Source organism: Ruegeria sp. SAZD011 (assembly GCF_059612545.1).
Genome location: NZ_JBXWQU010000009.1, coordinates 145,701 through 172,369, shown reverse-complemented (window position 1 = coordinate 172,369; position 26,669 = coordinate 145,701). Strand labels below are relative to the sequence as shown.

The 26,669-nt window shown below is 63.7% G+C and carries 23 protein-coding genes and 1 tRNA gene; 15 read left to right on the top strand and 9 right to left on the bottom strand.

Annotation, left to right across the window (positions count from 1 at the left end; all coding sequences use genetic code 11):
* Both AC2FLM_RS02070 and AC2FLM_RS02065 read right to left on the bottom strand, forming a co-directional pair.
* A complete protein-coding gene (locus AC2FLM_RS02070) occupies positions 1-537 on the bottom strand; it encodes a TRAP transporter small permease subunit (RefSeq protein WP_011048307.1) in 537 nt (178 codons plus the stop codon).
* A gap of 16 nt (positions 538-553) precedes the next feature.
* Positions 554-1,315, bottom strand: coding sequence for an N-formylglutamate amidohydrolase (locus AC2FLM_RS02065; protein ID WP_496855177.1), 762 nt, complete (start codon positions 1,313-1,315; stop codon positions 554-556).
* A gap of 128 nt (positions 1,316-1,443) precedes the next feature.
* Here AC2FLM_RS02065 and AC2FLM_RS02060 point away from each other — a divergent pair, with 128 nt between their 5' ends.
* The 4 genes from AC2FLM_RS02060 to AC2FLM_RS02045 all read left to right on the top strand — a co-directional run bounded on the left by AC2FLM_RS02060 (position 1,444) and on the right by AC2FLM_RS02045 (position 4,619).
* Positions 1,444-2,316: a MurR/RpiR family transcriptional regulator gene (locus AC2FLM_RS02060; RefSeq protein WP_234136251.1), complete on the top strand. Its 873-nt coding sequence runs from the start codon at positions 1,444-1,446 to the stop codon at positions 2,314-2,316.
* Between the two features lie 99 nt (positions 2,317-2,415).
* The gene (locus AC2FLM_RS02055; protein ID WP_496855175.1) at positions 2,416-3,354 is read left to right on the top strand and encodes a pirin family protein; all 939 of its coding nucleotides are present in this window, start codon (positions 2,416-2,418) and stop codon (positions 3,352-3,354) included.
* 186 nt (positions 3,355-3,540) lie between these two features.
* Positions 3,541-3,617, top strand: a tRNA-Asp gene (locus tag AC2FLM_RS02050).
* A 114-nt stretch (positions 3,618-3,731) separates the two neighbouring features.
* Positions 3,732-4,619 carry a glycosyltransferase family 2 protein gene (locus AC2FLM_RS02045; protein ID WP_234218399.1) on the top strand — a complete coding sequence of 296 codons (888 nt, stop codon included), beginning with the start codon at positions 3,732-3,734 and terminating at the stop codon, positions 4,617-4,619.
* Between the two features lie 16 nt (positions 4,620-4,635).
* Here AC2FLM_RS02045 and AC2FLM_RS02040 read toward each other — a convergent pair whose 3' ends face one another.
* Positions 4,636-6,024: a M20/M25/M40 family metallo-hydrolase gene (locus AC2FLM_RS02040; protein ID WP_496855172.1), complete on the bottom strand. Its 1,389-nt coding sequence runs from the start codon at positions 6,022-6,024 to the stop codon at positions 4,636-4,638.
* A 317-nt stretch (positions 6,025-6,341) separates the two neighbouring features.
* Between AC2FLM_RS02040 and hemA the strand changes: the two genes are divergently transcribed.
* The 3 genes from hemA (at position 6,342) to ispG (ending at position 10,101) form a co-directional block, all read left to right on the top strand.
* Positions 6,342-7,565 carry a 5-aminolevulinate synthase gene (gene hemA, locus AC2FLM_RS02035; protein ID WP_496855170.1) on the top strand — a complete coding sequence of 408 codons (1,224 nt, stop codon included), beginning with the start codon at positions 6,342-6,344 and terminating at the stop codon, positions 7,563-7,565.
* 130 nt (positions 7,566-7,695) lie between these two features.
* Positions 7,696-8,901, top strand: coding sequence for a helix-turn-helix domain-containing protein (locus AC2FLM_RS02030; protein WP_496855168.1), 1,206 nt, complete (start codon positions 7,696-7,698; stop codon positions 8,899-8,901).
* A gap of 72 nt (positions 8,902-8,973) precedes the next feature.
* Positions 8,974-10,101 (top strand): flavodoxin-dependent (E)-4-hydroxy-3-methylbut-2-enyl-diphosphate synthase, encoded by a 1,128-nt coding sequence (gene ispG / locus AC2FLM_RS02025; RefSeq protein ID WP_496855166.1) that lies wholly within the window; start codon positions 8,974-8,976, stop codon positions 10,099-10,101.
* 7 nt (positions 10,102-10,108) lie between these two features.
* Here the strand turns inward: ispG and AC2FLM_RS02020 are convergent, their stop codons facing one another.
* From AC2FLM_RS02020 to AC2FLM_RS02010, 3 genes are all read right to left on the bottom strand, one after another.
* Positions 10,109-10,369 (bottom strand): hypothetical protein, encoded by a 261-nt coding sequence (locus AC2FLM_RS02020; protein WP_496855164.1) that lies wholly within the window; start codon positions 10,367-10,369, stop codon positions 10,109-10,111.
* 103 nt (positions 10,370-10,472) lie between these two features.
* Positions 10,473-11,231 carry a DsbA family protein gene (locus AC2FLM_RS02015; RefSeq protein ID WP_234137008.1) on the bottom strand — a complete coding sequence of 253 codons (759 nt, stop codon included), beginning with the start codon at positions 11,229-11,231 and terminating at the stop codon, positions 10,473-10,475.
* The gene (locus tag AC2FLM_RS02010) at positions 11,231-12,577 is read right to left on the bottom strand and encodes a M48 family metalloprotease (protein ID WP_496855162.1); all 1,347 of its coding nucleotides are present in this window, start codon (positions 12,575-12,577) and stop codon (positions 11,231-11,233) included. Before AC2FLM_RS02010 ends, AC2FLM_RS02015 begins: the two co-directional genes overlap by 1 nt.
* A 22-nt stretch (positions 12,578-12,599) precedes the next feature.
* Between AC2FLM_RS02010 and AC2FLM_RS02005 the strand changes: the two genes are divergently transcribed.
* The 6 genes from AC2FLM_RS02005 (at position 12,600) to AC2FLM_RS01980 (ending at position 21,571) form a co-directional block, all read left to right on the top strand.
* Positions 12,600-13,745, top strand: a complete 1,146-nt coding sequence (locus AC2FLM_RS02005; protein WP_496855160.1) for a pyridoxal phosphate-dependent aminotransferase — start codon at positions 12,600-12,602, stop codon at positions 13,743-13,745.
* A gap of 61 nt (positions 13,746-13,806) precedes the next feature.
* On the top strand, positions 13,807-15,024 hold the full coding sequence (locus AC2FLM_RS02000; RefSeq protein WP_234218404.1) for an N-acetylmuramoyl-L-alanine amidase: 1,218 nt from the start codon (positions 13,807-13,809) through the stop codon (positions 15,022-15,024).
* Between the two features lie 156 nt (positions 15,025-15,180).
* Positions 15,181-17,667 (top strand): penicillin-binding protein 1A, encoded by a 2,487-nt coding sequence (locus AC2FLM_RS01995; protein ID WP_496855157.1) that lies wholly within the window; start codon positions 15,181-15,183, stop codon positions 17,665-17,667.
* Between the two features lie 180 nt (positions 17,668-17,847).
* Entirely contained in the window at positions 17,848-18,975 is a 1,128-nt protein-coding gene (prfB, locus tag AC2FLM_RS01990; protein ID WP_496855155.1) for a peptide chain release factor 2, read from the top strand.
* A 382-nt stretch (positions 18,976-19,357) separates the two neighbouring features.
* On the top strand, positions 19,358-20,764 hold the full coding sequence (locus AC2FLM_RS01985) for an amidase (RefSeq protein WP_496855153.1): 1,407 nt from the start codon (positions 19,358-19,360) through the stop codon (positions 20,762-20,764).
* Positions 20,765-20,791: 27 nt separating this feature from the next.
* Positions 20,792-21,571: a DUF2189 domain-containing protein gene (locus AC2FLM_RS01980; RefSeq protein ID WP_496855151.1), complete on the top strand. Its 780-nt coding sequence runs from the start codon at positions 20,792-20,794 to the stop codon at positions 21,569-21,571.
* 57 nt (positions 21,572-21,628) lie between these two features.
* Here AC2FLM_RS01980 and AC2FLM_RS01975 read toward each other — a convergent pair whose 3' ends face one another.
* Positions 21,629-22,426, bottom strand: coding sequence for a helix-turn-helix domain-containing protein (locus AC2FLM_RS01975; protein ID WP_430539494.1), 798 nt, complete (start codon positions 22,424-22,426; stop codon positions 21,629-21,631).
* A gap of 227 nt (positions 22,427-22,653) precedes the next feature.
* Here AC2FLM_RS01975 and AC2FLM_RS01970 point away from each other — a divergent pair, with 227 nt between their 5' ends.
* Positions 22,654-23,004 carry a hypothetical protein gene (locus tag AC2FLM_RS01970; protein ID WP_496855148.1) on the top strand — a complete coding sequence of 117 codons (351 nt, stop codon included), beginning with the start codon at positions 22,654-22,656 and terminating at the stop codon, positions 23,002-23,004.
* Between the two features lie 12 nt (positions 23,005-23,016).
* Here AC2FLM_RS01970 and ilvN read toward each other — a convergent pair whose 3' ends face one another.
* Positions 23,017-23,577, bottom strand: coding sequence for an acetolactate synthase small subunit (ilvN, locus tag AC2FLM_RS01965; protein ID WP_234145425.1), 561 nt, complete (start codon positions 23,575-23,577; stop codon positions 23,017-23,019).
* A 68-nt stretch (positions 23,578-23,645) separates the two neighbouring features.
* Positions 23,646-25,397: an acetolactate synthase 3 large subunit gene (locus AC2FLM_RS01960; protein WP_496855146.1), complete on the bottom strand. Its 1,752-nt coding sequence runs from the start codon at positions 25,395-25,397 to the stop codon at positions 23,646-23,648.
* A gap of 407 nt (positions 25,398-25,804) precedes the next feature.
* On the opposite strand from AC2FLM_RS01960, the gene AC2FLM_RS01955 reads away from it, so the two are divergent.
* A complete protein-coding gene (locus tag AC2FLM_RS01955; RefSeq protein ID WP_234218411.1) occupies positions 25,805-26,653 on the top strand; it encodes a HalD/BesD family halogenase in 849 nt (282 codons plus the stop codon).
* Positions 26,654-26,669 lie beyond the last annotated feature (16 nt).

Below are 26,669 nucleotides of genomic sequence, written 5' to 3'. Positions count from 1 at the left end.
TCAGATCACCTCGCGCGGGATGTGTTCGCCACGGATCCGCAGAATGTCCTTGGCCAGTTCGGACAGGGCCTGCAGCAGCATCAGAAACAGGCCCGCGCACATGATGGTCTTGATCGGCCACAGCACCGGACGCCACGCGGTCGGGCTGCGCTCGCCATATTGGAAGGAATAGCTGAGGCTGTCATAGCCGCCATAAAGGAGCACGCCGAGATAGAAGATCAGGAACAGCACGGTAATCGCGTCGGTCCAGGCCTTGCGCCGGTCCGACCATTCGCCATAGAGCAGGTCCATCCGCACGTTCGACCCCATCTGGATCGAATAGGGACCGCCCAGGATGTAATAGGCGACCATGGCAAATTGCGCCATTTCCAGCGTCCAGAGCGAGGGGTTGATATCGAACCCCAGATCGCTGCCGACCTTGGAGAAGCTCGACCACAGCAGGATCGCCATCATCACAAAGATGCCATACATCACCAGCCGCCCGATCCAGCGGTTCATCCGGTCGACGATGCGGATATAGGCGCGCAGCGCGGTCATTTCGGGGTGCCTCCGGTCATGCTTCTGCCTCTGACGGCGCCAGGGTGGTGATCACCCCGGCAAGCATCGGGGCCAGCAGCCCGGTGATGCGGTTGACCCCTGCGGGCGTGTCGATCAGGTCGTTTCGGACCTCGATCATCACGTTGGGTAGGCCGCGCGCGATGGCATGTTCGCGCAGCGTATGGGTCACGCCGTCGGTGGCGGAATAGGGCTCGTTCAGCGCGGCCTTGAGACCCGACCCCTGCGCGGCCGTCAGCAGCAGTTGGGCGGCGCGGTCGTCGCTGTCATGCAGGATGCCCAGTTCGACACTGCGCGTCCGACCCTGATAGACCGGGGTGAAGCTGTGCAGGGTGATCAGCACCAGCGGCGCGGGCCGGGTGTCGAGCGTTGCCGACAACAGCTGGCGGAACGGGTGATAAACCGCATTGGCGCGTCGGGTGCGCTGGGCGGGGCTCAGCTCCGCATTGCCCGGGATGGTGTAAATCTCGCTTTGCGCGGGCATGGCATCGGCGCGCTCGGGCGGACGGTTGCAATCATAGACCAACCGGCTAATCCGGGAAAAGACCAGCGGCGCGTCCAGCGCGCCCGACAGCTCCACCGCCAGATCCATGGCGCCGATATCCCAGGCCGCGTGCGAGCGCGCCGCCTCGGGCGAGAGGCCCAGTCCCGAAAGCGCGGCAGGGATGAACCGGCTGGCATGTTCGCACACCAGCACAGCGCGCCCCGCGCCATGGGCGTTCAGCGCCCGCGCGGGCGGGCCTTCGACTGCGGACAGCATGGGAGATTCGGCATCGCTTGACATGTGTAGCATTGGTTACAATCCCCAGCTCTCTGTCAATAAAATTTCTGTAGACATGATTACAGAAACGGATAACTTGTAAAAAACGCTAGAACAAAGGGCGGCCCGTGCCCGGCACATCGAAACTGGTCAAACAACGCATTCAGGACGAGACCGAGCACCTGACCCGGTCCGAACGTCAGTTGGCCTCGATCCTGTTGCAGGACTATCCGATGGGGGGACTGCAATCGATCACCAAGCTGGCAGCCGCTGCCGGTGTCTCGACACCCACCGTGATCCGCATGGCGCGCAAGCTGGGGTTCGACGGGTTTCCCGCCCTTCAGGACGCACTGCGCGAGGAGGTGGCGGCGCAGATCAAGAAACCGATCTCGAAACGCGATGGCTGGGTGGTGGACGAGGGCGCCGAACATCCTCTGATGCGCTTTGCCCAGGTGGTCTGGGCCAATATGCGCCACACGCTGGAACGGACCGACACCGCGCTGTTCGACCGCGCCGCCGCGATCCTGGCCGATACCACGCGCCCGCTTTACGTGGTGGGCGGGCGCATAACCCGCTCGAACGCGGATTATCTGTATAACCACATGCAGATCATCCGGCCCAATGTCACCATGCTGGGCAATTCGGCCAATGTCTGGCCGCAATACCTGCTGGATATGGATCAGAGCTCGGTCCTCGTGATCTTCGACATCCGCCGTTACGAGGCGCATCTGGAGAAACTGGCCCAGATCGCCAGCGAGCGGGGGGTCACGGTCATCCTGTTCACCGACCAATGGGGCTCGCCCATCGGGCGGGTGGCGAACCTGACTTTCAATGGCCTGGTCGAGGCGCCGTCGAGCTGGGACAGCACCATCGCTCTGCAACTGATTGTCGAGGCGCTGATTGCCGAAGTGCAGGGCGCACGCTGGGAAGAAAGCAAGGAACGGATCGAGGAACTGGAGGCGATGTTCTCGTCCACCCGCCTGTTCCGAAGCCCCACCTGAAATTGTGCAAATTTGCACACTAAGGCGCAAATTCTTCTGAATTGTGCATTTTACGTCAGGTGCTACCTTAGCCTCATCCCAACCGAACGGAGGTCTGAGATGAGCTGGAACCCCTTGCTGGATGCCGATATCCCCCTGGGCAACGATGTGGATGCCATCGAAACGGTGATCGTGCCGCGTGCCCGCGATCTGGGCGGGTTCGAGGTGCGCCGCGCCCTGCCGGCGCCGCGCCGCCAGATGGTCGGGCCGTTCATCTTCTTCGACCAGATGGGGCCGGCCGAGTTCCTGACCGGGCAGGGCATCGACGTGCGCCCGCACCCCCATATCGGGCTGGCCACCGTCACCTATCTCTACAAAGGGCGGCTGCATCACCGCGATAGTCTGGGTACCGACCAGTGGATCGAGCCGGGTGCTGTCAACTGGATGATAGCGGGCAATGGCGTCACCCATTCCGAACGCACCGATGGTCCGGCGCGTCAGGCGCCGCTCAGCATGTTCGGCATCCAGACCTGGGTGGCGTTGCCCGAACATCTGGAAGAGACCGGCGCCAGCTTTGAACATGCCCCCGCCAGCGCGCTGCCGCTGCTCGAGGCAGAGGGCAAGCAGGTGCGGCTGGTGCTGGGTGATGCCTGGGGTGCTTCGGCGCCGGTCGAAACCACATCCGAGATGTTCTATGCCGACGCGCAGCTTGAACCCGGTGCAGCTCTGCCCCTGCCGGACAATCACGAGGATCGCGGCGTCTATGTCACCCAAGGATCGGTCGAGGTCGCCGGACAGGGATTCGAGGCGGGCCGGATGATGGTGTTCCGCCCCGGTGACCGTCTGAGCCTGAAGGCGGGTCCTCAGGGCGCACGGCTGATGCTGCTGGGCGGTGCCACGCTGGGCGGCCCGCGCCATATCTGGTGGAATTTCGTGGCCAGTTCGAAAGAGCGGATCGATGCCGCGAAAGAGGCCTGGCGCGCCGGCGATTGGCGCCATGGCCGGTTCAGCCTGCCGCCGGGCGATGAGAGCGAATTCACGCCCCTGCCGACGCGCTGACAGGGGCCGGGCAGATGCGAGTGCAGGGCTAAATATTTGAAACAAAACGGGGCCTGCCACTCCCGCCGGTGTCGACGCGGACATTTTGCGGACGCGCGCCCAAAAAAGTGAGAAACCCGCTTGACGATGCCCGAGCCGCGCCATAATACACCCCAACGTTCCGCAGGGAACGCAAGATCACAGTGTGCGGTTGTAGCTCAGTTGGTTAGAGTACCGGCCTGTCACGCCGGGGGTCGCGGGTTCGAGCCCCGTCAACCGCGCCACTTCTTCAACGGATCACCAGATATCTGCGGCGACGGTCGCCTTGCGCCTTGCCGCCTCTTGCCTGTCCCGCTCGCTTTCCTGTATCGCCTTGGAAAACGGGCAGGGGTTTTCAGGTGAAGGTGGACTCGAACACGGCGGTTGTGACGATCTGTCGGGACGACGCGTATTTTCTGACCCGCTTCGTGCAGTATTACGGCGGGCTTTTCGGGCGCAACAACCTCTATATCATCAGCCATGGGGACGAACCGCTGGTGCGAGAGCTGGCGCAGGGCTGCAACATCTTTCCGGTGCCCGCCATTGAAACAAGCCAGTTTACCATGCTGCACTGGCGCACCAAGAACCACCTCAAGAACGCGCTCAGGCAATGGTACAAACACGTTCTGGTCTGTGACGTGGATGAATTCGTGGTGGTCGATCCGGCAACGGGGATGAACCTGCGCACCTGGCTGGACGATGCGCCGGGGCGCACTGTCTATACCGCGATGGGGCTCGAGATCGTGCATCTGCGCGACCGCGAAAAGGATGATATCGGCGGCGGCATCCTGGGCCCGCGCCGCCATGCGCAGGTGGCGCTGCATTATGCCAAGCCCTGTATCGTGTCACGCCCGGCCAAGATCGGGCGCGGCGGGCACTATGCCGAATATGAAAAGCTGAACATGCCGGATTTCCTCTACATGTTCCACATGAAGTATTGCGACTACGGGCTTTATGTCGAAACGCTCAATCGCCGTAACGCCTTCATCGAGAAACAGAAGCAGGTGGCAGGCGACGGCACCGTGCGCACCAATCCGAAATGGTTCGCGGATGGGCGCGATGATGACGCCGTGTTCAGCGCCTTCGAGCGGCGCCCCGTGGTCGAGAGCTTTGATCTGAGCCACGTGCGCGAGATCATGCATTCGACCTGGGAGCAGCGCGGCGACGGGTTGTGGCATTTCCACCGGCCCGAATATGACGAGCTTTACATGCTGCCGGTCCGGTTCGGCGGGGCCGACTGCGCCTGAGCCGGCCCCGATCGCGTCACCGTGTCAACGCATCCAGGATCCGCGCCCAAGAGCGGATACCCTTGTGAAAGCTCTCCACATCGTATTTCTCGTTGGGTGAGTGAATGGCGTCATCGTCATTGGCGTAGCCCACCAGCATCGAATCAAGTCCCAGCACCGATTTGAAGAAACCGACCACCGGGATCGAGCCGCCCATGCCGGTGAACACCGCCTCGCGGCCCCATTCGTCGGACAGCGCGCTGCGGGCGGCCTCCATCTCGGGGCGGGTGATATTCATCACAGAGGCTTTGGACCCTTCCAGGTCATTATCCCAGATCACCCCCGCATCGGGGCTGAGTTGCGCCTCGACATGTTTGCGGATCGCGACGCGCAGCTTGTCGGGGTCCTGATCGCCGACCAGCCGGCAGGTGATCTTGCAATGGGCCTGGGCCGGGATCACGGTCTTGGACCCGGCGCCGTTATAGCCGCCCCACAGCCCGTTGACCTCAAGCGTCGGGCGCGCCCATTGCTGTTCCAACGTCGAATAGCCCTGTTCGCCATGCGCTTGGCTATAGCCGACCGAGCTGAGGTACTCACCCTCGTCAAAGCCGCAATTTTCCCATTGCCGCAGCTGCTCGGCGGGCACTTCGTGCACGCCTTCGTAGAAACCTTCGACCGCGACGCGGCCCGTCTTCTCGTCATAGAACGAGGTCACGATGCGCGACAGCTCGCGCAGCGGGTTCAGGCCGGGGCCACCGTAATGGCCCGAATGCAGGTCGATGCGCGGCCCGGTGATGGTGAATTCATCCTTGAGCATGCCGCGCAGCTGCGCGGCGATCGACGGCACCCCGCGCGACACCATCGAGGTGTCACAAACCAGTGCGATATCGGCCTTCAATTCTTCGGCATTGGCCTGAAGGAAGGGCACCAGCGAGGGAGAGCCGCTCTCCTCCTCGCCCTCGAAGAAAAACGTGATGCGGCAGGGCAGGGAGCCATGCACCGCCTTCCAGGCGCGGCAGGCCTCGACAAAGGTCATCAACTGGCCCTTGTCGTCCGACGACCCGCGGCCCCGGATCACGCGCCCGTTCGGCGTGTCCTCGATCTGCGGTTCGAACGGTGGGCTGGTCCACAGGTTCAGCGGGTCGACCGGCTGCACGTCGTAATGGCCATAGAACAGCACATGCGGCGCGTCGTCATGGTCGGCGGCCACATGGCCCACCACCATCGGGCGACCCGGCGTGACCCGCTTTTCGGCGGCAATACCGATCCCGGCCAGATCGGCCACCAGCCAGTCGGCGGCCTGGTCACAGGCCTCGGCATAGGCCGGATCGGTCGAGATCGAGGGAATGCGCAGCAGCTCCATCAGCCGGTCGATGGCGGCGGGCAGGTCGGTGTCGATACGCGAGAGGACGTCGTCGAGGGACATCGGGCGGTTCCTTGTCTAACGGGATATTCGGGGCGGAGCCTAGCAGCACCGCCCGCCCTGTCCAGTGGCCGACGTTCACGATGGGAAACCGCAACCGGGATTTGCGGCGCCCGCTGCCGTTTTTGACGCCCATCGCGGCGCAGGGCGCCTTGTCCCCTCGAAACCGGCGGTTTAATTGACGCAAGTCAAGGCTGCGACATCGGGGCCGGATGTAACAGTTGAAAAAATGATGCGCCGCAGATATCCATTCACGAACGCGAATGTGGCGTAGAGCCTGACCTGCCGCAACCCGGCCGCACGATACGAAGGAGGATCCGGTGGACTATTCGGTTAAACTCGACGCCGCCATTCAGAAGCTTCACGACGAAGGCCGCTATCGCACCTTCATCGACATCGAACGGCGCAAGGGCCATTTCCCGCATGCGGTCTGGACCCGTCCCGACGGCAGCGAGCGCGACATCACCGTCTGGTGCGGCAACGATTATCTGGGCATGGGCCAGCAACCGGTCGTGCTGGAGGCGATGCAAGAGGCGCTGACCGCCGCTGGTGCCGGTTCGGGCGGCACCCGCAACATTTCCGGTACCACCGTCTATCACAAGCGGCTCGAGGCCGAGCTGGCCGACCTGCACGGCAAGGAGGCGGCGCTGCTGTTCACCTCGGCCTATATCGCCAATGACGCGACGCTGAGCACCTTGCCCAAGCTGTTCCCCGGCCTGATCATCTATTCCGACGCGCTCAACCACGCCTCGATGATCGAGGGCGTGCGCCGCAACGGCGGTGCCAAGCGTATCTTCCGCCACAACGACGTGGCGCATCTGCGCGAACTGCTGGCCGCCGACGACCCGGCCGCGCCCAAGCTGATCGCTTTTGAATCGGTCTACTCGATGGACGGCGATTTCGGCCCCATCGAAGAGATCTGCGACCTGGCCGACGAATTCGGCGCCCTGACCTATATCGACGAGGTGCACGCGGTCGGCATGTACGGTCCGCGCGGTGGCGGCGTGACCGAGCGTGACAACCTGGCCCATCGCATCGACATCATCAATGGCACCCTGGCCAAGGCCTATGGCGTGATGGGTGGCTATATCGCGGCCAGCGCGAAAATGTGCGATTCGATCCGCTCTTATGCGCCGGGTTTCATCTTTACCACCTCGCTGCCGCCGGCGGTTGCGGCAGGCGCTGCGGCGTCGGTCGCCTATCTGAAGAACGCGCAAGAGCTGCGCGACCAGCACCAGACCCAGGCCCGCATCCTGAAAATGCGGCTCAAGGGGCTGGGCCTGCCGCTGATCGACCATGGCAGCCATATCGTGCCGGTGATCGTGGGCGACCCGGTACACACCAAGAAGCTGAGCGACATGCTGCTGGAAGACTTCGGCATCTATGTGCAGCCGATCAATTTCCCCACCGTGCCGCGCGGAACCGAGCGTCTGCGCTTTACCCCGTCGCCGGTGCACGGGCCCAACGAGATGGACAAGCTGGTCAAGGCGATGGACGCGCTCTGGTCCCATTGTGCGCTGAATCGCGCCGAATTGGCCGGTTGAAGTCACGCGCCCGTGTGCAAGTCCTTTGCCCTATGATAGGGTTGAGGTAACAACAGGCACGGACGAATCGTTATGGGGACGATTCCCGGCGCTGTCAGGTATATCTGACAGCCAACTTGGGGCGGCAGGGATGATCGGGCGCAGGTCTCAGCGCAAGTCGGCAGACGTAGAAGAGGAGAAGCCGCGCGGCTTCGACGATTTCGAGTTGCGTCTGGGCGATGTCATGCGGGGCGAACGCGCCACCATGGGCAAGTCGTTGCTGGATGTGCAGCGCGAGTTGCGGATCAAGGCCAACTATATCGCCGCCATCGAGAATTGTGATCCCTCCGCCTTTGATACACCGGGCTTCATCGCCGGTTACGTGCGCTCCTATGCCCGTTATCTGGGCATGGACCCCGATGACTGTTTCACCAAGTTCTGCGCCGAAAGCGGGTTCGAGGTGGCGCATGGCATGTCCGCGCAGGCCTCTAGCGTCAAAAAGCCCGGTACCCCTCCGCAGCGCCGCCCGGCGGCCAGCGATCCGTTCATCGCACCCAACACGCCTTTTGCGCCAGGCCGCGATTCGCTCCTGTCGCAGATCGAGCCGCGGGCCGTTGGTTCCGTTCTCGTTCTGGTGGCCCTGATCGGCGGCATCGGCTATGGCGGCTGGTCGGTTCTGAAAGAGGTGCAGCAGGTGCAGGTGGCGCCGGTCGAACAGGCGCCGCTGGTGCTGTCGGACCTCGATCCGCTGAACGGCGCCGGCGACACGCTGGAAACCGCGATGGCCTCGCCCTCGGTCGAGGCGCTGGACCGGCTCTATCGTCCGCAGGCGCTGGATGTTCCGGTGCTGGTGGCGCGCGATGCCCCCATCGCCACGTTGGACCCGCGCACCGTGGGTAATTTCCAGACCCCCGAACTGCCCGATGTGCAGCTGAGCGAGACCCAGCGGGCGGTCGAGGCGCTGTTGCCTCAGGTTGTCGAAGATCTTGAGCCAACGCTGAAACTCGTCGCCGTCAGCCCCGCCTGGATGCGGGTTACCGCCGCCGATGGCAGCGTGATCTTCGAGGGTACGCTGGGCACCGTCGAACAGGGTAATGTCTATGAGGTGCCGCTGACCGAAGAGCCGCCGAAACTTCTGGTGGGCGAATCCGGTGGTGTCTATTTCAGCATGAATGGCGCGCATTACGGTCCGATCGGAGCACGTGGCACCGTCACCCGCAACGTGGTCCTGTCGATGGATGCGGTGGGCGAGCGGTTCCAGGTCGCCGATCTGGAGTCCGATCAGAACAACGCCCTGCGCCAGTTGCTGGTGGCCGAGGCCCAGAGTACCCAGCCGCAACAGGTCGCTAACGACTGATCCGCCATTGCCGCCACCGGTGTGGGGGCCTATCTAGGGGCCAACGCGTTCCGATGTAGAGGGCCGGCCCCCATGTCCCACAATCCCGTGCGCCCCTGGCGCAATGTCTATCGCCGCAAATCGCGCCAGATCATGGTGGGCAACGTGCCTGTGGGCGGCGATGCCCCGATCTCGGTCCAGACCATGACCAACACGCTGACCACCGATGTGGCCGCCACCGTGGCCCAGGTGCAGGCAGCGGCCGAGGCGGGAGCGGATATCGTGCGGGTCTCGGTCCCGAACGAGGCCAGCGCGCGGGCCCTGCGCGAGATCGTGCGCGAAAGCCCGGTGCCGATCGTGGCCGATATCCATTTCCACTATCGCCGGGGAATCGAGGCGGCCGAGGCGGGCGCGGCCTGCCTGCGCATCAACCCCGGCAATATCGGCAGCCCGGACCGGGTGCGCGAGGTGATCAAGGCGGCGCGCGATCACGGCTGTTCGATCCGGATCGGGGTGAATGCCGGAAGCCTGGAAAAGCACCTGCTGGAGAAATACGGCGAACCGTGTCCCGAAGCGATGGTCGAAAGCGGGCTGGAGCATATCCGCATCCTGCAAGACAATGATTTCCACGAGTACAAGATCAGCGTGAAGGCCAGCGACGTGTTCCTGTCGGCCGCCGCCTATCAGGGCATTGCCGAGGCCACCGACGCACCCATTCACCTTGGTATCACCGAGGCGGGCGGGCTGGTCAGCGGCACCATCAAATCGGCCATCGGTCTGGGGAACCTGCTGTGGATGGGGATCGGTGACACAATCCGCGTCAGCCTGAGCGCCGATCCGGTCGAAGAGGTCAAGGTCGGATACGAGATCCTGAAATCCCTGGGTCTGCGCCATCGCGGTGTCAACATCATCTCGTGTCCCAGCTGCGCGCGGCAGGGGTTTGACGTGATCAAGACGGTCGAGGCGCTGGAGAAGCGGCTGGAGCACATCAAGACGCCGATGAGCCTGTCGATCATCGGCTGCGTGGTGAACGGTCCGGGTGAGGCGCTGATGACCGATGTGGGTTTCACGGGCGGCGGCGCCGGGTCGGGCATGGTCTATCTGGCGGGCAAGGCCAGCCACAAGATGTCCAACGAGCGCATGATCGATCATATCGTCGAAGAGGTCGAGAAAAAGGCCGCCGCGCTCGAGGCCGCCTCCGCCGCCGAAGCGGCGGAGTAGGGGTCGCTTATCCGGCGCGGGCCATCGGGGCGCCGGGCCGGCTGCGCGACTGGGTCAGATCGCGCGACAGCCGCGCGATCCGGGCTTCCTTCATCGACAGTTCCAGATCCAGTCCCTCAAGCGTGCGGCGCAGGTCCTGTATCCGGTCCGTCTGCTGCCGGACATGGAACTGCGACAGGCGCAGCCTGCGCGCGGTAAGATACCAGAGCGCAAAGAATCCGACGGCGGGCAACAGGCCCGCAAGGGGGGCAAGGGTAATCATATCCATGTCCCGAGCCTAACCGCAAAAAGGTTAACAACCCGGTGATGCCCATCACGAAAATCTGGGCATTTTCGGGGCAGCGGCGCCGGCCCTGGCCGGCGCCATCAGATCAACTGCGTTCAGCGCGCAACGCGTCTGCGACCTGCTGCATCTGGTCTGCGGGCAGATAGCCGCGCAGCATCTCGGTTTCCATCACAAAGGAGGGCGTGCCGGAAATGTTCAGTCGCTGCGCCAGCGCCCTTGTTTCGGCCAGGCGGCGGGTGACTTCTTCGCTTTCCATCTCGGCCAGGATGGCGTCGGTATCGAGCCCCAGCCCCTCGCCGATACGGCGCAATGCGACGGCGTCGGCCTCGCCGGTAAAGTCGAGCAGCGCGTCATGCACCTGTTTATAGGCATCCGGCCCCGCTACGATCAGGGTGGCCACGGCAAAGCGGGACGAGGCCAGCGACGCCTCGCCCAGGATCGGGAATTCCTTGATGATCAGGCGGATATTGCCGTCCGATTGCAACAGTTCGGCCACCTCGGGTACGGCGCGGCGGCAATAGCCGCAGCGGTAATCCATGAACTCGACCAGGGTGATGTCGCCCTCGGGGTTGCCGCCGACCCAGGAATAGCCGTCATTGAACAGCTCTTCGGCATTGACCTGCACCAGGTGCAGATCCTGCTGCGCCTCTTCCTGCGCTTTGCGCTGTTCCAGCAGGTTGACCGCCTCGATGATCACCTCGGGGTTTTCCAGCAGATAGGCGCGCACCTGCTCGCCAAAGGCGGCGCGCTGGTCGGGGGTCATGTCGGACAGGTCCAGCGCCTGGGCCGGGACCGAGAGAAGCGACAGGGCCGTCACGGCCGGGGCGATATGGCGGAGCATCATCATTTCCTTTTTACTGAGCGTTCCGATGCCAACAGCACATCCTGCGCCCGTTGCCAACCGGGAGATCCGGTGGGCAGGGCGCCAACGGCGCGTTTGGCGTGAATAAGAGCGTCTTCGGGGCGGCCCTGAAGCGCATAGCGTTCGGCAGTCACCATCGAGGCCATGCCGTCATTGCCAAGCTTGGCATAGGCAACGGCCAGATCGCGCAACATGCGCAGGTCGCGGTACTCGCGGGCGCGGGCGCGTTCCAGCACTTCAAGCGCGGCGCGGTCCTGTCCGGCGCTCAGCAGCGCGCGGCCATACCCCGCCAGGATCAGCGCGTTGTTGGGGGCGAGGTCCACCGCCTGTTCATAGGTGGCGACGGCGGATTGGGTCTGTCGGTGCTCCATCAGGATCTGGCCCTTGAGTTCCAAATAGTATGGGTCCTCGGGGCGCAGCGCGATGGCACCGTCGATGGCGGCGCGGGCGCGGGACAGGTTGCGGTCGCGGTGCCAGGCAATCGCCTCGCGCATCAGGCGGATGTCGCGATGCGGTTCCTCGGCGGCGCGGCCCAATGTCCATTTCGAACTGCGGGAAAAGGCCGACAACTTGCCGCGCACGCGCGCGAACCAGTATTCGGCATTGGGATTGTCGGGCGCCTTGTCGCCATAGGATTGCAAAAACGCCTCGGCGTTGCGGATGCGGTCGCGGGTCAGCGGGTGGGACTGCATATAGGGGTCCTGCCGCCCGACGCTCAGCAATTCCTGCCCGGCAAAGGTGCGGTGCAGGTCGACCAACCCGCGCAGCGAGATATCGGACCAGCGCAGATAGCTGGCAGCGGAATTGTCGGCCGCCGACTCTTCGGCCCGAGTATGTTTCAGAAACCCGCGCAGGGCCGAGCTTTGCGATCCCGCCGCGATCCCGGCAGCAGCCTCGCCGCCGCCCGCCGCCGCCGCGATCAGCGACAGGGCAAGACCCAGCTTCGACAGGGTCTGCGCGTTTTCGAAATTGCCGATCCGCCGGGCAATATGGCCATTGGCGATATGGGCCGCCTCGTGCGCGATCACCGCTTGCAGGATATCGGCGCGGGCGACCTTCTGGATCAGGCCGGAATGGATGAAGATGGCATTGTGATCCAGCACAAAAGCGTTGAGCGAGCTGTCATCCACCACCAACAGCTTGACCCGGCGCGGGTTCAGCCCGGCGGCGCGCAGGATGGGAAAGGCCAGCTCCTCGAGCCCGTTTTCGATATCAGGGTCGCGCAGCAAGGTGATGGCCGAGGCGCTGCCTGCCGTGACCAGCCACAACAGAGCAACCAGCAACAGGGCCGGGATTGACGCCAGCCGGGATACGCGGTCAAAAGCCATGGCCGCACATTGGGAGAATGCCGTGAGAAACTCAAGCCGATCCGCCGTCGATCCCTTTATCGTGATGGATGTGATGGAGGCCGCCCGCCGCTCTGAGGAGGCCGGGCGCCGCATCATCCACATGGAGGTGGGTCAACCCGGTACCGGCGCCCCCAAGGGGGCGGTAGAGGCATTAGCCAAGTCGTTGGAAACAGACGCTTTGGGTTATACCGTGGCGCTGGGCCTGCCGGCACTGCGCCAGCGCATCGCGCGGCTTTACGGCGAGTGGTACGGGGTCGATCTGAACCCCGAAAGGGTGGTGATTACGCCCGGATCCTCCGGCGGATTCCTGCTGGCCTTTACCGCGCTCTTCGACAGCGGCGACCGGGTGGGGATCGGCGCGCCGGGATATCCCTCGTACCGCCAGATCCTGCGGGCGCTGGGGCTGGTGCCGGTCGATCTGCCCACCGCGCCGGAAAACCGGCTGCAACCGGTGCCCGCGGATTTTGCCGGGCTCGATCTGGCCGGGCTGATGGTCGCCTCGCCAGCCAACCCGACCGGCACCATGCTGGACCATGCCGCCATGGGCGCCCTGATCGAGGCGGCGCAGGCGCAGGGTGCAAGTTTCATCAGCGACGAGATTTACCATGGCATCGAATACGAGGCCAAGGCGGTAACCGCGCTGGAGCTGACCGACGAGTGCTACGTGATCAACTCGTTCTCGAAGTATTTCTCGATGACCGGCTGGCGCGTGGGCTGGATGGTGGTGCCCGAGGATCAGGTGCGCGTGGTGGAACGGATCGCGCAGAACATGTTCATCTGCGCCCCCCATGCCAGCCAGGTCGCGGCCCTTGCGGCGCTGGATTGCGACGCGGAATTGCAAGCAAATCTGGATGTTTACAAGGCAAACCGCAAGCTAATGCTGGAGCGGTTGCCCAAGGCCGGGTTCACCCGCATCGCGCCACCCGACGGGGCGTTTTATGTCTATGCCGACGTGTCCGACCTGACCGATGACAGCCGCGCCTTTGCCGCCGAGATCCTGGAACAGGCGGGCGTGGCGGTGACGCCGGGGCTGGATTTCGACCCGGTGCGCGGGGCCGGTACGCTGCGCTTTTCCTATGCGCGCGCCACGGCGGATATCGAGGAAGGGCTGGACCGGCTCGAAGCCTTCATGAAGGCACGCGGATGATGGTTTGCGGCATCGGTCCGTCGCGGTATCTTGTGGGATACCGGCGAGAGAAAGCAGGGACATGAGCAGGATTATCCTTTTCATCGCGCTGATCTGGGCGGCGCTGCCGGCGCTGGCGCAGGATTTCAGCGGCCTGGCCCGGATCCGGCCCGACGAAAGCCGCATCGAGACGCTGCCGCGCGGCGGGCTGCGGATCGAGCTGGGGCTGAGCCAAGGGGTGCCCTATCGGCTGTTCACTTTGGACGCGCCGCGGCGGTTGGTACTGGATTTCCAGGAAGTGGACTGGACCGGGCTGCGCGCCGAGGCGATGGACCAGAGCGACAAGGTGCTGGCGGTGCATTTCGGCACCTATCTTCCGGGCTGGTCGCGCATGGTGCTGGAACTGGCCGCTCCGCTGGCCGTCGATCTGGTGGCGATGCAGGTGGACGAAGGAACCGGCAGCGCCCGGCTGGAGGTGGCCCTGCGCGCCTCGGACGAGGAAAGCTTTGCCGCCGCCGCGGGGGCGCCGCAAGACCCGCGCTGGGACCTGCCCGCGCCCGAGGCTCTGCCGGCGCTGCCCGAGCGCGGCGCGGACGCGCCGCTGCGGGTGGTGCTCGATCCCGGCCATGGCGGCATCGACCCGGGCGCCGAAACCGAGGGCGTGGTGGAGAAACACCTGATGCTGCGCTTTGCCCGCGAGCTGCGCGAGGTGCTGCTGCGCTCGGGCGGGTTCGAGGTGGTTCTGACCCGCGACGGCGATCATTTCGTGTCGCTGGAACGGCGCATCGCGCTGGCCCATGAGGCGGGGGCGGATGTGTTCATCTCGTTGCACGCGGATTCGCTGAGCGAGGGGTTGGCCCATGGCGCCACCGTGCATGTGCTGGCCGAAGAGGCCTCGGACATCGCATCGGCCAAGCTGGCCGAGCGGCATGACCGCGACGACCTGCTGGCGGGCGCCGATCTGAGCGCCACCGACGACCGGGTGACCGATGTGCTGCTGGACCTGGCGCGGCAGGAGACCCGCCCGCGCACCGAGGCGCTGGCACGCGCGCTGGTCGATGGCATGACCCAGCAGGGCGGGCCGATGAACCGCCGCCCCCTGCGCGGGGCGTCGTTTTCGGTGCTGAAGGCCGCCGATATCCCCTCGGTCCTGATCGAGATCGGTTTTCTGTCCAGCCCGCGCGACCTGAAGAACCTTCAGGACGCGGAATGGCGCGCGTCGATCGCTGCGGGCATCCGCAACGGGCTGGCGAACTGGCATCAGGCGGATCTGGAACGGCGCGGCTTGGTCCGGCAATAGCGCGGGCCTGTCGGGCGGAACCGGGGCGCTGCCCCGGACCCCGAGGTATTTTTCAACAGAAGAAAGCGATACGCGGCGGCAAATTGGCGCCGGGCGTTTTGACCAGGGCGCACAAGGTGCCTATATAGAAGCCACCGCGAAACAAAGGCAGCGTACGTGATCCGGTTCATCCTCTCCTTCTTCGGGGCGATCTTCAGCCTCGTCACCCTGGGTGTCTTCATGGTCGCCCTGACCATCGGAGGCGTGTTCTGGATGTATGGGCGCGACCTGCCCAGCCACGAATCGCTGGCCCAGTACAAGCCCCCCACGATCAGCCGGATCTATTCGGGCGAGGGTCAACTGATCGACGAGTTTGCCAAGGAGCGGCGTCTGTTCACCCCGGCGGACGAGATCCCCGACCTGGTCAAACAGGCCTTCATCTCGGCCGAGGACAAGAATTTCTATACCCACCAAGGTTATGACATCCGCGGCATCGCTGCCGCCGGGGTCGAGGCGATCCGCTCGCGCGGCAGCAATGTGCGCGGCGCCTCGACGATCACCCAGCAGGTGATGAAGAACTTCCTCTTGTCCGGGGATCGTCGGGCAGAGCGCAAGATCAAGGAGATCATCCTGGCCGCAAGGCTGGAGCAGACGCTGAACAAGGAACAGATTCTCGAACTCTACATGAACGAGATCTTCCTCGGCCAGAACTCGTATGGCGTAACGGCCGCCGCGCAGACCTATTTCAACAAGACACTTGCCGAACTGGCCCCGCATGAGGCCGCGACGCTGGCCGCCATGCCCAAGGCACCGTCGGATTATCACCCGGTCCGCGAATATCAGCGGCTGCTGGACCGTCGCAACTATGTGCTGCGCGAGATGCGCGAGAATGGCTATATCGACAAGGCCACCTATGAGAACGAGCGCGCGATGCCGCTGCGCTCGGTGCAGAACGGCGATTTCGAAGGCTTCCGTACCGCGTTGCCGCCGCGTGATTATTTCACCGACGAGATCCGGCGCCAGCTGAGCGAGGATTTCGGCGAGGGTGAGTTCTTTACCGGCGGCTTCACCGTGCGCGCCTCGATCGACGAGGAGATGCAGGTCGAGGCCGCACGCGCGCTGCGCGAGGCCTTGCAGAAATACGACCGTGGCCGCGGCAAATGGCACGGCACCGGAAAGACCATCGAACCGGCCAAGCTGGGGGATGAGGATGTCTGGCGGGCAGAACTGGCAGCAACCGAGGTGCCGCGCGATGTGGATCTGGGCGGGCGCTGGCATCCGGCGGTGGTGCTGGGCGTTGGCGACCAGGAGCTGACCGTCGGGGTCGAGGATGGCCCGGCCAGGGGACGCGTGCCGCGCGCCGACATCAAGTGGATGAAGGGCAGCTTCAAGGACAATTTCGCATTGGGCGACGTGGTGCTGGTGCGCAAGGCGGACGAGGACTGGTCGCTGCGCCAGGTACCCGAGGTGCAGGGCGGGTTCATGGCGATGGACGTGAATACCGGTCGCGTTCTCGCGATGCAGGGCGGGTTCAGCTATCAGGACTCGGTGTTCAATCGCGCCACCCAGGCGCAGCGTCAACCCGGGTCGAGCTTCAAGCCCTTTGTCTATGCGGCCGCGCTGGACAGTGGCTATAGCCCGGCGACCATCGTGGTCGACGCGCCGATCGAGGTGAATACGCCGCAGGGCCTGTGGCGGCCCAAAAACGCGTCCAACAAGTTCTACGGCCCGACGCCGCTCAGGACCGGGATCGAACGGTCGCGGAACCTGATGACCATCCGTCTGGCGCAAGAGGTGTCGATGCCGGTGGTGGCGGGTTATGCCGAACGGTTCGGGGTCTATGACCACATGGGGCCGTTCCTGGCCAATGCGCTGGGGTCGGAAGAGACCACTCTGTACAAGATGGTGGCGGCCTATGCCATGTTCGCCAATGGCGGCGAGCGGGTGGAACCGACCCTGGTCGACCGGATTCAGGACCGGTTCGGAAAGACCATCTATCGCCACGACAGGCGCGACTGCGTCGATTGCCTGTCGGACCGGCTGGCGCCGGATCAGGCACCGCGCATCGTGACCAACCGCGAGCGGGTGATGGATGCGATCACCGCCTATCAGCTGACTTCGATGATGCGCGGCGTGGTTGAACGCGGCACTGCGAGCGGCGCCGTGAACCTGCCGGTGCCCACGGCGGGCAAGACCGGCACCACCAACGACGCCAAGGACGTGTGGTTCATCGGCTTCACCTCGAACATCGTGGCAGGTTGCTATATCGGTTATGACCGCCCACGCCCCTTGGGCCGAGGCGCCTCGGGCGGCGGCATGTGCGGCCCGGTGTTCCAGAGCTTCATGACCGAGGCGGTCAAGAAATACGGCGGTGGTCCCTTCGACATTCCACCGGGGGGCCATTTCATCAAGATCGACCGCTTTTCCGGCGCCCGCCTTCCGGACGACGCGTCGGGCGACTATGTGGTGGCCGAGTATTTCCGGGATGGCGAAGAGCCGATCTTTGGCCTGACCTATGATGGCGGCTTTGCGATGGGGTCGAACCTGCCACTGGTCGAAGAGGTGCAGCAGGCCGGCCAGCAGGTCAGGACCTCGACTGGAGAGGTCACCACTGTGGGACCCAAGGCCAATTTCGGCACTGTCAGTTCGGGCGGGCTCTACTGAGGGGGCTGTCCCTGCCGCGCACTGCCCTGCAAAGGGGGGCGGCCCACCGATCCAGAGCCAGTTACGCGCCGGCCGCTGGGGTAAGGCCCTGATGGCCGCAAAAACATCGGGCCTCGCTTGCCCGCGCCCCGGCACTGGTTTATCAGGCTGTTTCACGAGAGAACGAGAGCAGGACAGCCCATGCGCGCCGAAATCCAGAACATCGTGACCGACATCGAGAAATCCCTGCGCCTGCTGGCACAGCGGATGGATCACGAGACTGCGCAGCACCGGCTTGAGGAGTTCAACGCGCGGGTCGAGGATCCGAACCTTTGGGACAATCCGGAAAACGCCCAGAAGCTGATGCGCGAGCGTCAGACGCTGGTCGATGCGCTGGAGACCTACAAGGGGATCGAGACCGATCTGTCTGACAATATCGAGCTGATCGAACTGGGCGAGATGGAAGACGACCAGGACGTGGTCAAGGATGCCGAGGCGGCGCTCAAGGCGCTGCGAGAGCGCGCCGCCGAGAAAGAGCTGGAAGCGCTGCTGGATGGCGAGGCGGACGGTAACGACACCTTCCTCGAGATCAACGCAGGCGCTGGCGGCACCGAGAGTTGCGACTGGGCGTCGATGCTGGCGCGGATGTATGTGCGCTGGGCCGAGAAGAAGGGCTACAAGGTCGAGCTGCAATCGGAAAGCGCGGGTGACGAGGCGGGGATCAAATCGGCGGCCTACAAGATTTCCGGCCATAACGCCTATGGCTGGCTGAAATCGGAAAGCGGCGTGCATCGGCTGGTTCGGATCTCGCCCTATGACGCGGCGGCCAAGCGGCATACCTCTTTCAGCTCGGTCTGGGTCTACCCGGTGGTGGACGACAACATCGAGATCGAGGTGAACCCCAGCGATATCCGCGTCGACACCTACCGGTCCTCGGGCGCGGGTGGGCAGCACGTCAACACCACCGACTCGGCGGTGCGGATCACCCACATTCCCACGGGTATCGTGGTGACGAGTTCCGAGAAATCGCAGCACCAGAACCGCGACATTGCCATGAAGGCGCTGAAATCGCGGCTTTACCAGCAGGAGCTGGACCGCCGCAACGCAGAGATCAACGCCGCGCATGAGGCAAAGGGCGATGCCGGCTGGGGCAACCAGATCCGGTCTTACGTGTTGCAGCCCTATCAGATGGTCAAGGATCTGCGTACCGGACATGAGACCAGCGACACCAAGGGCGTGCTGGATGGTGACCTGGACGGGTTCATGGCCGCGACGCTGGCGATGAAGGTCTCGGGCAAGAGTCGCGCCGACGCGCAGGCCGAGGACTGAGCCCGACCGGGCAGGGGGGCGCTGCCCCCGCCTAAAAAATTCGACGAATTTTTTAGGCTCCCCCGGAGTATTTTCAGCGAAATGAAGGGGCGGGTTCAGCCCTGTTCCAGCTCGATCAGGTTGCCTTCGGGGGCGCATGTAAAGGGCGCGGCATGCGCGCACGGTGCTGGCGGGTTCGGTGATTTCGCCTTGCTGGCCGCCGCCTGCAGTCAGGATCGCGCGCGATGCGGCAGACATGGGCACGTCGCATGGGCCGATCCCAGGGGAGGGGCTAGGCCGGGAAGCGGGCGCTTGCAGAAAAGATACATGCAAACAGTGGGTTTAAATGCCATCCGGGCGTCGCTAGGCTCAGGTCGAAGCCAGCCTTGGGAGACCCCGCCACATGGATGTGATCCGTTCTTCTGCCAGTGATATTCTAGGGGCGCTGCGTAGCAGGCAGCTGTCATCCGAGGCTGTGATGGAGGCCACGCTGGCGCGGATCACCGCCGTCAATCCCGAACTGAACGCCATCGTGGCGCTGCGTTCGGCAGAGGAACTGATGGCCGAGGCACGGGCGGCGGATGCGGTGGCGCCCGAGGCGCGCGGTGCGCTGCACGGCCTGCCGATCGCGATCAAGGATCTGGAAAGCATTGCGGGTGTGCCGACAACCATGGGCTCGCCGTTGTTTGCGGATTTTGTCCCGGACAAGGACAGTCTCTTGCCGTCGCGACTGCGGGCGGCCGGCGCGATCCTGATCGGCAAGACGAACGTGCCGGAGTTCGGGATCGGATCGCATACGTTCAACCCGGTCTATGGCGCGACGGGCAACCCCTATGCGCCGGCCCTGTCCTGTGGAGGGTCATCCGGCGGGGCGGCGGTGGCGCTGGCCACCGGCATGACGGCCCTGGCGGATGGGTCCGACGAGATGGGGTCGCTGCGCAATCCCGCGGCCTGGAACAACGTGTACGGCTTCCGTCCGACCTGGGGCACCGTGCCCCTCGATCCGGAGCGTGAATTGTTCCTGCATCAACTGGCCACGCTGGGCCCGATGGGGCGCAGCCCGGCGGATATCGGGATCATGCTGGATGTGATTGCCGGGGCGGATGCGCGCGTGCCTTTGTCGGTGAACGCCCCCAAGGCATCGCCGGTGTCCCCTGCGGATCTGAAGGGTGTCCGCATCGGCTGGCTGGGCGACTGGGGTGGCGCCTATGCGATGGAGTCGGGGATTCTGGAACTGTGCGAAAGCGGGTTGCGTGTGCTTGAGACGCTTGGTGCCGCAGTCGAACCGGTTCCGGCCCCGATGGACGCGGCGGCGATCTGGGAGGCCTGGCTCGACCTGCGATCCTGGGGCAAGGCCGGTTCGTTGGAGCCCTTGCTGCGCCAGAACCGGTCGGCGCTGAAGGATACCGCGATCTGGGAGATCGAACGCGGACTCGGCCTCTCGGCGATGGATGTCCACCGCGCCAGTGTCAAACGCTCGAACTGGTACAAGCGGTCGGTCGAGCTTTTCGATGAATTCGATGCACTGGTTTTGCCCTCGGCGCAGGTCTGGCCCTTTGACGTGAACGTGCCGTATCCGAAGGAAATCGCGGGCCGCACCATGGATACCTATCATCGTTGGATGGAGGTCACGATACCGATCGGTCTGATCGGCCTGCCATCACTAGCGGTTCCGGCCGGGTTCGGCCCCCAGGGTGTGCCCATGGGGTTCCAAATCTTTGGCCCGCGCGGCGGCGATGCGGCACTGCTGGCACTGGGCGAGGCCTATCACCAGGCCACGACCTGGCCGCAACGTCACCCGGCCATGTAGACGCGAGACAACAGAGAAGGAGCAGGCATGATCGAGAAACCTTTTGGTGTGCCGCCAATGCATCCGGCCAGCTTCGACATGCTGCGCCATGCGCTGGCTGCCGGGCTGCGCGATTACTTGCGGGCGCCGCTGTTCGGGCTGCTGTTTTCGGGTTTTTATGTGATGTCGGGTCTCTTGATGGCCTGGGTGACGGCCTGGACCGGCACCACCTTCTGGCTGGTGTTGGCCGCGATCGGTTTTCCGTTGCTCGGCCCCTTTGCCGCCGTTGGCCTCTATGAGGTATCGCACCGATTGGAACAGGGCGAGCCGCTGGATTTCGGAGAGATATTCGGCGTTGTGATCTTGCAGAGCCGACGCCAGCTGCCCTCGATCTGCGCCATCATGGTGCTGGTCTTTCTGTTCTGGTTCTTCCTCGGTCACATGATATTTGCCCTCTTTCTGGGCCTGACGACCATGACCAATGTCTCCAGTTCGATGGAGGTGTTTCTCAGCCCCAACGGGCTGATGATGCTGGCCGTGGGCACAGTGGTGGGCGCGGGATTTGCAACGCTGCTCTACATGATCACGGTGATGTCGATCCCGATGCTGCTGGATCGGGAACTGGATTTCGTGACGGCGATGATCGCCAGTTTCGGCTTTGTTTCATCCAATCCCGTGGTGATGCTTGTCTGGGCCGGGATCCTGGCCGTGATGACCTTTGTCGCCATGGTGCCGGGATTTTTGGGTCTGTTTCTGGTGCTGCCCTGGTTGGGCCATGCCTCGTGGCACCTTTACCGTCAGGTGACGCGGGACGATACCGCGGCCTGACGCTTTGGCGGTGTGGCGGCTGATCCGCCCGCAGTCGTATTGCGGGGCTGCCGACCCTCAGCGGAACGCTTCGTCCGGGCGCAGCAGGCGCCGGTGAAAGGGCAAGAGTTGTTCTGCGTCCACAAAGCCGGCCTGGCGCGCGGTTTTCCAGATGGCTGCCTTGTCTCGGCCCAGGTGTTCGTAAACCAGTCGGGTGATGCGATGGCCGCTCACCGGTTCGCGCACCGAGCGCGACACGTAACCGACCCAGAAATTGTTTTCGAAAGACGCCACGCGCGACAAATAGTTGAAAGAGAAGGTCATCGCGTTGCGGCGCGAGATCAACAGTGTCACCCCGTCATCCTCGCGTGTGACATAACCGCGGAATTCACGGGTGCGGGGGTCGTCGGGCAGATCCTGTTGGCGCATCGCCTCAAGCGCCTCGTAGCCGCGGATATAGGTCGCGTTGTTCTCGCGAAAGACATAGACCAGCCCCAGCACGAATTTGTTTTCGTTGACGAAGCTACGCCGCGTGAACCGGTAGAAACCACTGGGAAAGTCGTCCTCGTCAAGGCGGGTCACGTCCGGCCCGAAGAACTCGGACAGCACCGGCCCCGACAGGATCTGATCCGAAACCGGTATGGCATCGACCGGATCCAGCAGGATACGCGCATCGACATCGAAAAAGCTGCATATCCGATCCAGCACGTCGGGGCGGGGAAAGCTCTCTCCTGACAGATATCGGTTGAACTGGGTGCGGTTGATGCCGAGTTGGCGCGAAAGTTCGGAGATTGAGGGGTAACGGCGGGACAGTCGGCGCAGGTTTTCGCCGAACATGTTGCGGAGTTCCGCCGGTGTCCTGGTAGGTTTTGTCATAGGGTCCCGAAACAGAATTGTTCATTTAGACCGAAACGTGAAGGGTTGAGTGGTTGCTCCCTTCGGTCGATACACAAGTTGATACTATATAGCGTCAAAATAGACGCGAAAGTGTGTCAGGAGGCTACCGGTCCAGACACAAAAAGCAATAGCCAGACACGCATTTTACCATGTTTGACTCGTGTTAATTCGCTCAATCTAAAGAAAACAAGTCATTGGGACGGGATATGTTTGGTGTAGTACTCTGGAGCGACAGTGATGATCAGAAAGCGGTCATCTGGTGCGAGGACCACGGGGACCTCGCGTTCTATCGGAAAACGGATGCTCAGGCATCGGTCTGCCTCGATGTGGGGGACTGGGTTCAGTTCGACCTGGTGACCGAACGCAAGCAGCGTCTGGCCTTCAATCCGCGGCTGGTCGATCAGGGCAGTTATCGCGGCTTGCAGGATCTGCTGCGCGATGCAGGCGCGACGGGTGGGGATGTCGCGGATGGGGCCGCGGCAAAGGTCATTCCGTTTGCAGCCCAGGCGCGGCGCAAGCCCGGCAGACAGGCCGAAGGCGAAGTCTGCCGCGCCTGAACCTCTGCTTTGTCAGTCGCCGCGCAACAGCGCCGCGACACCCGTGCGCGCGATCTCGGCCAGGCCCAGCGGCCGCATCAGATCGGCAAAGGCGTCGATCTTGTCCGGCGCACCGGTGATCTCAAAGACGAAGCTGTTGAGCGTGCTGTCGACCACGTTGGCGCGGAAGATATCCGCCAGCCGCAGTGCCTCGACCCGCTTGTCGCCGCTGCCCACCACCTTGAGCATCGCCAGTTCGCGCTCGACCGAGCGCCCCTCGACCGTCAGGTCATGCACGTCGCGGACCGAGACGATCCGGCCCAGCTGCGCCTTGATCTGCTCGATCACCTGTGGCGTGCCGGTGGTGACGATGGTGATACGGCTCAGATGGCCGGTGTGATCCACCTCGGCGACGGTCAGGCTTTCGATGTTGTAGCCGCGTCCCGAGAACAGGCCGATGACGCGGGCCAGCACACCGGGCTCGTTCTCGACCAGAAGGGCGATGGTGTGCCGTTCGGCCACGTCCGAGAAGGTCGGGCGCAGGTTATAGGCGGAATGGCTGCTGGAGCCTTTCTTGATGTGTAGGGCAGACATATGCGTCCCTTTCAGAGTGGAGAGTACCGGTCGCACAGGGCGCGACCGACAAAATTCGCAGGATTTTGTCAGACGAGGACCGCGCCGCCGGCCTGGATCACGCCCTGGGTCTCGGCATCGCCCAGCAGCATCTCGTTATGGGCCTTGCCCGAGGGGATCATCGGGAAGCAGTTCTCGTGCTTTTCGACAAGGCAATCGAAGATCACCGGCCCATCATAGTTGATCATCTCCATGATCGCGTCATCCAGATCGGCGGGATCCTTGCACAGGATGCCCTTGGCGCCAAAGGCCTCGGCCAGTTTCACGAAATCGGGCAGCGCTTCGGACCAGGATTGCGAATAGCGCTCGCCATGCAAGAGCTCCTGCCACTGGCGCACCATGCCCAGGCGTTCATTGTTCAGAATGAATTGCTTGACCGGCAGGCGGTACTGCACGGCGGTGCCCATCTCCTGCATGTTCATCAGCCAGCTTGCCTCGCCCGCCACGTTGATCACCAGCGCGTCCGGATGCGCGATCTGCACCCCGATCGAGGCCGGCGTACCGTAACCCATGGTGCCCAGGCCACCGGAGGTCATCCAACGGTTCGGATCCTCAAAGCCCAGATATTGCGCCGCCCACATCTGGTGCTGGCCCACTTCGGTACACACGTAGCGGTCACGCCCCTTGGTCAGCGCTTCCAGACGCTCCATCGCGTATTGCGGCTTGATGGTCTTTTCCGAAGGCTTGTAGGTCAGGCAGTTCACCTTGCGCCATTCGGTGATCTGGGCCTGCCATTTCTGCACCGCCTCGGCATTGGTCTTGCGCCCGCGCGCCTTCCAGACCTTCAGGATGTCTTCCAGCACATGGCCCACATCGCCGACGATGGGGATATCGACCCGGATCACCTTGTTGATCGAACTGGGGTCGATGTCGATATGCGCCTTCTTCGATTTCGGGCTGAACGCGTCGATGCGGCCGGTGATCCGGTCGTCGAAGCGGGCGCCGATATTGATCATCAGGTCACAGCCATGCATGGCCATGTTCGCCTCGTAAAGCCCGTGCATGCCCAGCATGCCCAGCCAGTTCTTGCCCGAGGCGGGATAGGCGCCCAGACCCATCAGGGTCGAGGTGATGGGAAAGCCGGTCGCATCCACCAGCTCGCGCAAGAGCTGGCTGGCGGCGGCGCCGGAATTGATCACGCCACCACCGGTATAGAACACCGGGCGCTTGGCCTTTTCGATGGCCGCGACCAGTTCGGTGATCTCTTCCATGTCGCCCTTGACCGGCGGGTTGTAATGGGTCTCGAGCCCCTTGGGGCCCTGATACTTGCCGGTCGCGAACTGAACGTCCTTTGGGATGTCGATCAGGACCGGGCCGGGCCGGCCCGAGGTCGCCACATGGAATCCTTCATGGATGGTCTTGGCCAGCTTGTCGGTATCCTTGACCAGCCAGTTATGCTTGGTGCAGGGGCGGGTGATGCCAACGGTGTCGGCCTCCTGGAACGCGTCCGAGCCGATCATGAAGGTCGGCACCTGCCCGGTGAGGACCACGATCGGGATCGAGTCGAGCAGCGCATCGGTCAGACCGGTCACCGCATTGGTGGCGCCGGGACCCGAGGTCACCAGCACAACGCCGGGCTTGCCGGTCGAGCGGGCATAGCCCTCGGCCGCGTGCACCGCGCCCTGTTCGTGCCGCACCAGAATGTGGCGAATGTCGTTTTGCAGAAAGATCTCGTCATAGATCGGCAGCACGGCGCCGCCCGGATAGCCGAATACCGTGTCCACGCCCTGATCCTTGAGGGCCTGGACCACCATCTTTGCGCCGGTCATCTCACGTGTCATCTGCTTTGCTCCATTGGCGACATGCGTCTTCTCGTTTCAGCATAAAAAAAGCCCCCGAACTTTCGGAGGCGCATGGGTTCGATTATGGCTTACCGTTACCGGCCCATGCGCGTTGTTCCTACGATTACGACTAGCGCGGTCATTCCCAGCGGCTCCTTCATGCTTGGCGGGGACATTATGGGCGAGGGCAGGGGGCGTCAACACTCAATCGGGTCGAAAACCTGTCGCTGCGAGCAGTTTTGGCGACATTTTGTTGCGCGGAATGCCGCAGGGCGGGACATTTCCGCGAATTTGACCCGTCGTCACATGATGGATCTGATCCATTGGCGGCGCGCGATGCCGGAAACAGGCCAGAAATCCGCGACTCGTTTACCGACCCTGTAGGGGCGGCAAAGCAGGAGGACGCGATGGAATTGCATGATTTGATCGATCTGGGGCGCTATCCGATCGACCGGCCCGATGCGCCGGCCTATGCGGCCATGCTGGCCGATCTCAGACGCGAAATCGCCGAGGACGGTTGCGCGGTGCTGCCGGGCTTTGCCCATCCCGCTGGCGTGGCGCGGCTGGTGGCCGAGGCCGATGCGGTGGCGCATCTGGGGCATCGCTCCTTCAGCCGCACCAATGTCTATTTCTCGCAGGACGACCCGAACCTGCCCGCCAACCACCCGGTTCGGCAATTCTTCGACCGCTCGAACGCCTTCGTGCCGGCCGATAATTTCCCACCCGACAGACCGCTGCGCCGGATCTATGAGGCCGGGCCCTTCATGCCCTTCATCCGTGACGTGCTGGGTGAGCCGGAAAACAGGTTCTTTCGCTATGACGACCCGCTGGCGGATGTGATCGTAAACGCGGTCGAAACGGGGCAGGGCTTCCCCTGGCATTTCGACACCAACAATTTCACGGTCACGCTGGCGATCCAGAACGGCAGCGCGGGTGGCGCGTTTGAATATGTGCCCGACCTGCGAACGGCGAGCGACGAGAATTTCGAGGGCGTGGCCGAGGTGTTGGCGGGTGCCCGCGACCGGGTCCGGGTGCTGGACCTGCAACCGGGTGATTTGCAGATCTTCAAGGGCCGATACGCGCTGCATCGGGTCGCCCCGGTCGAGGGGCCGCGACGGCGTTATGTGGGTATCTTCTCGTTTGTCGAGACCGAGGGGATGTGCGGTGGGGTCGAACGGACGCGGCAGCTGTATGGCAGGGTGCTGCCCCGGCATCACCAGCGCGCGGGATTGCGCGCAGACGCGTTGCGGGACTGATCCGAGCCGGTGCCGC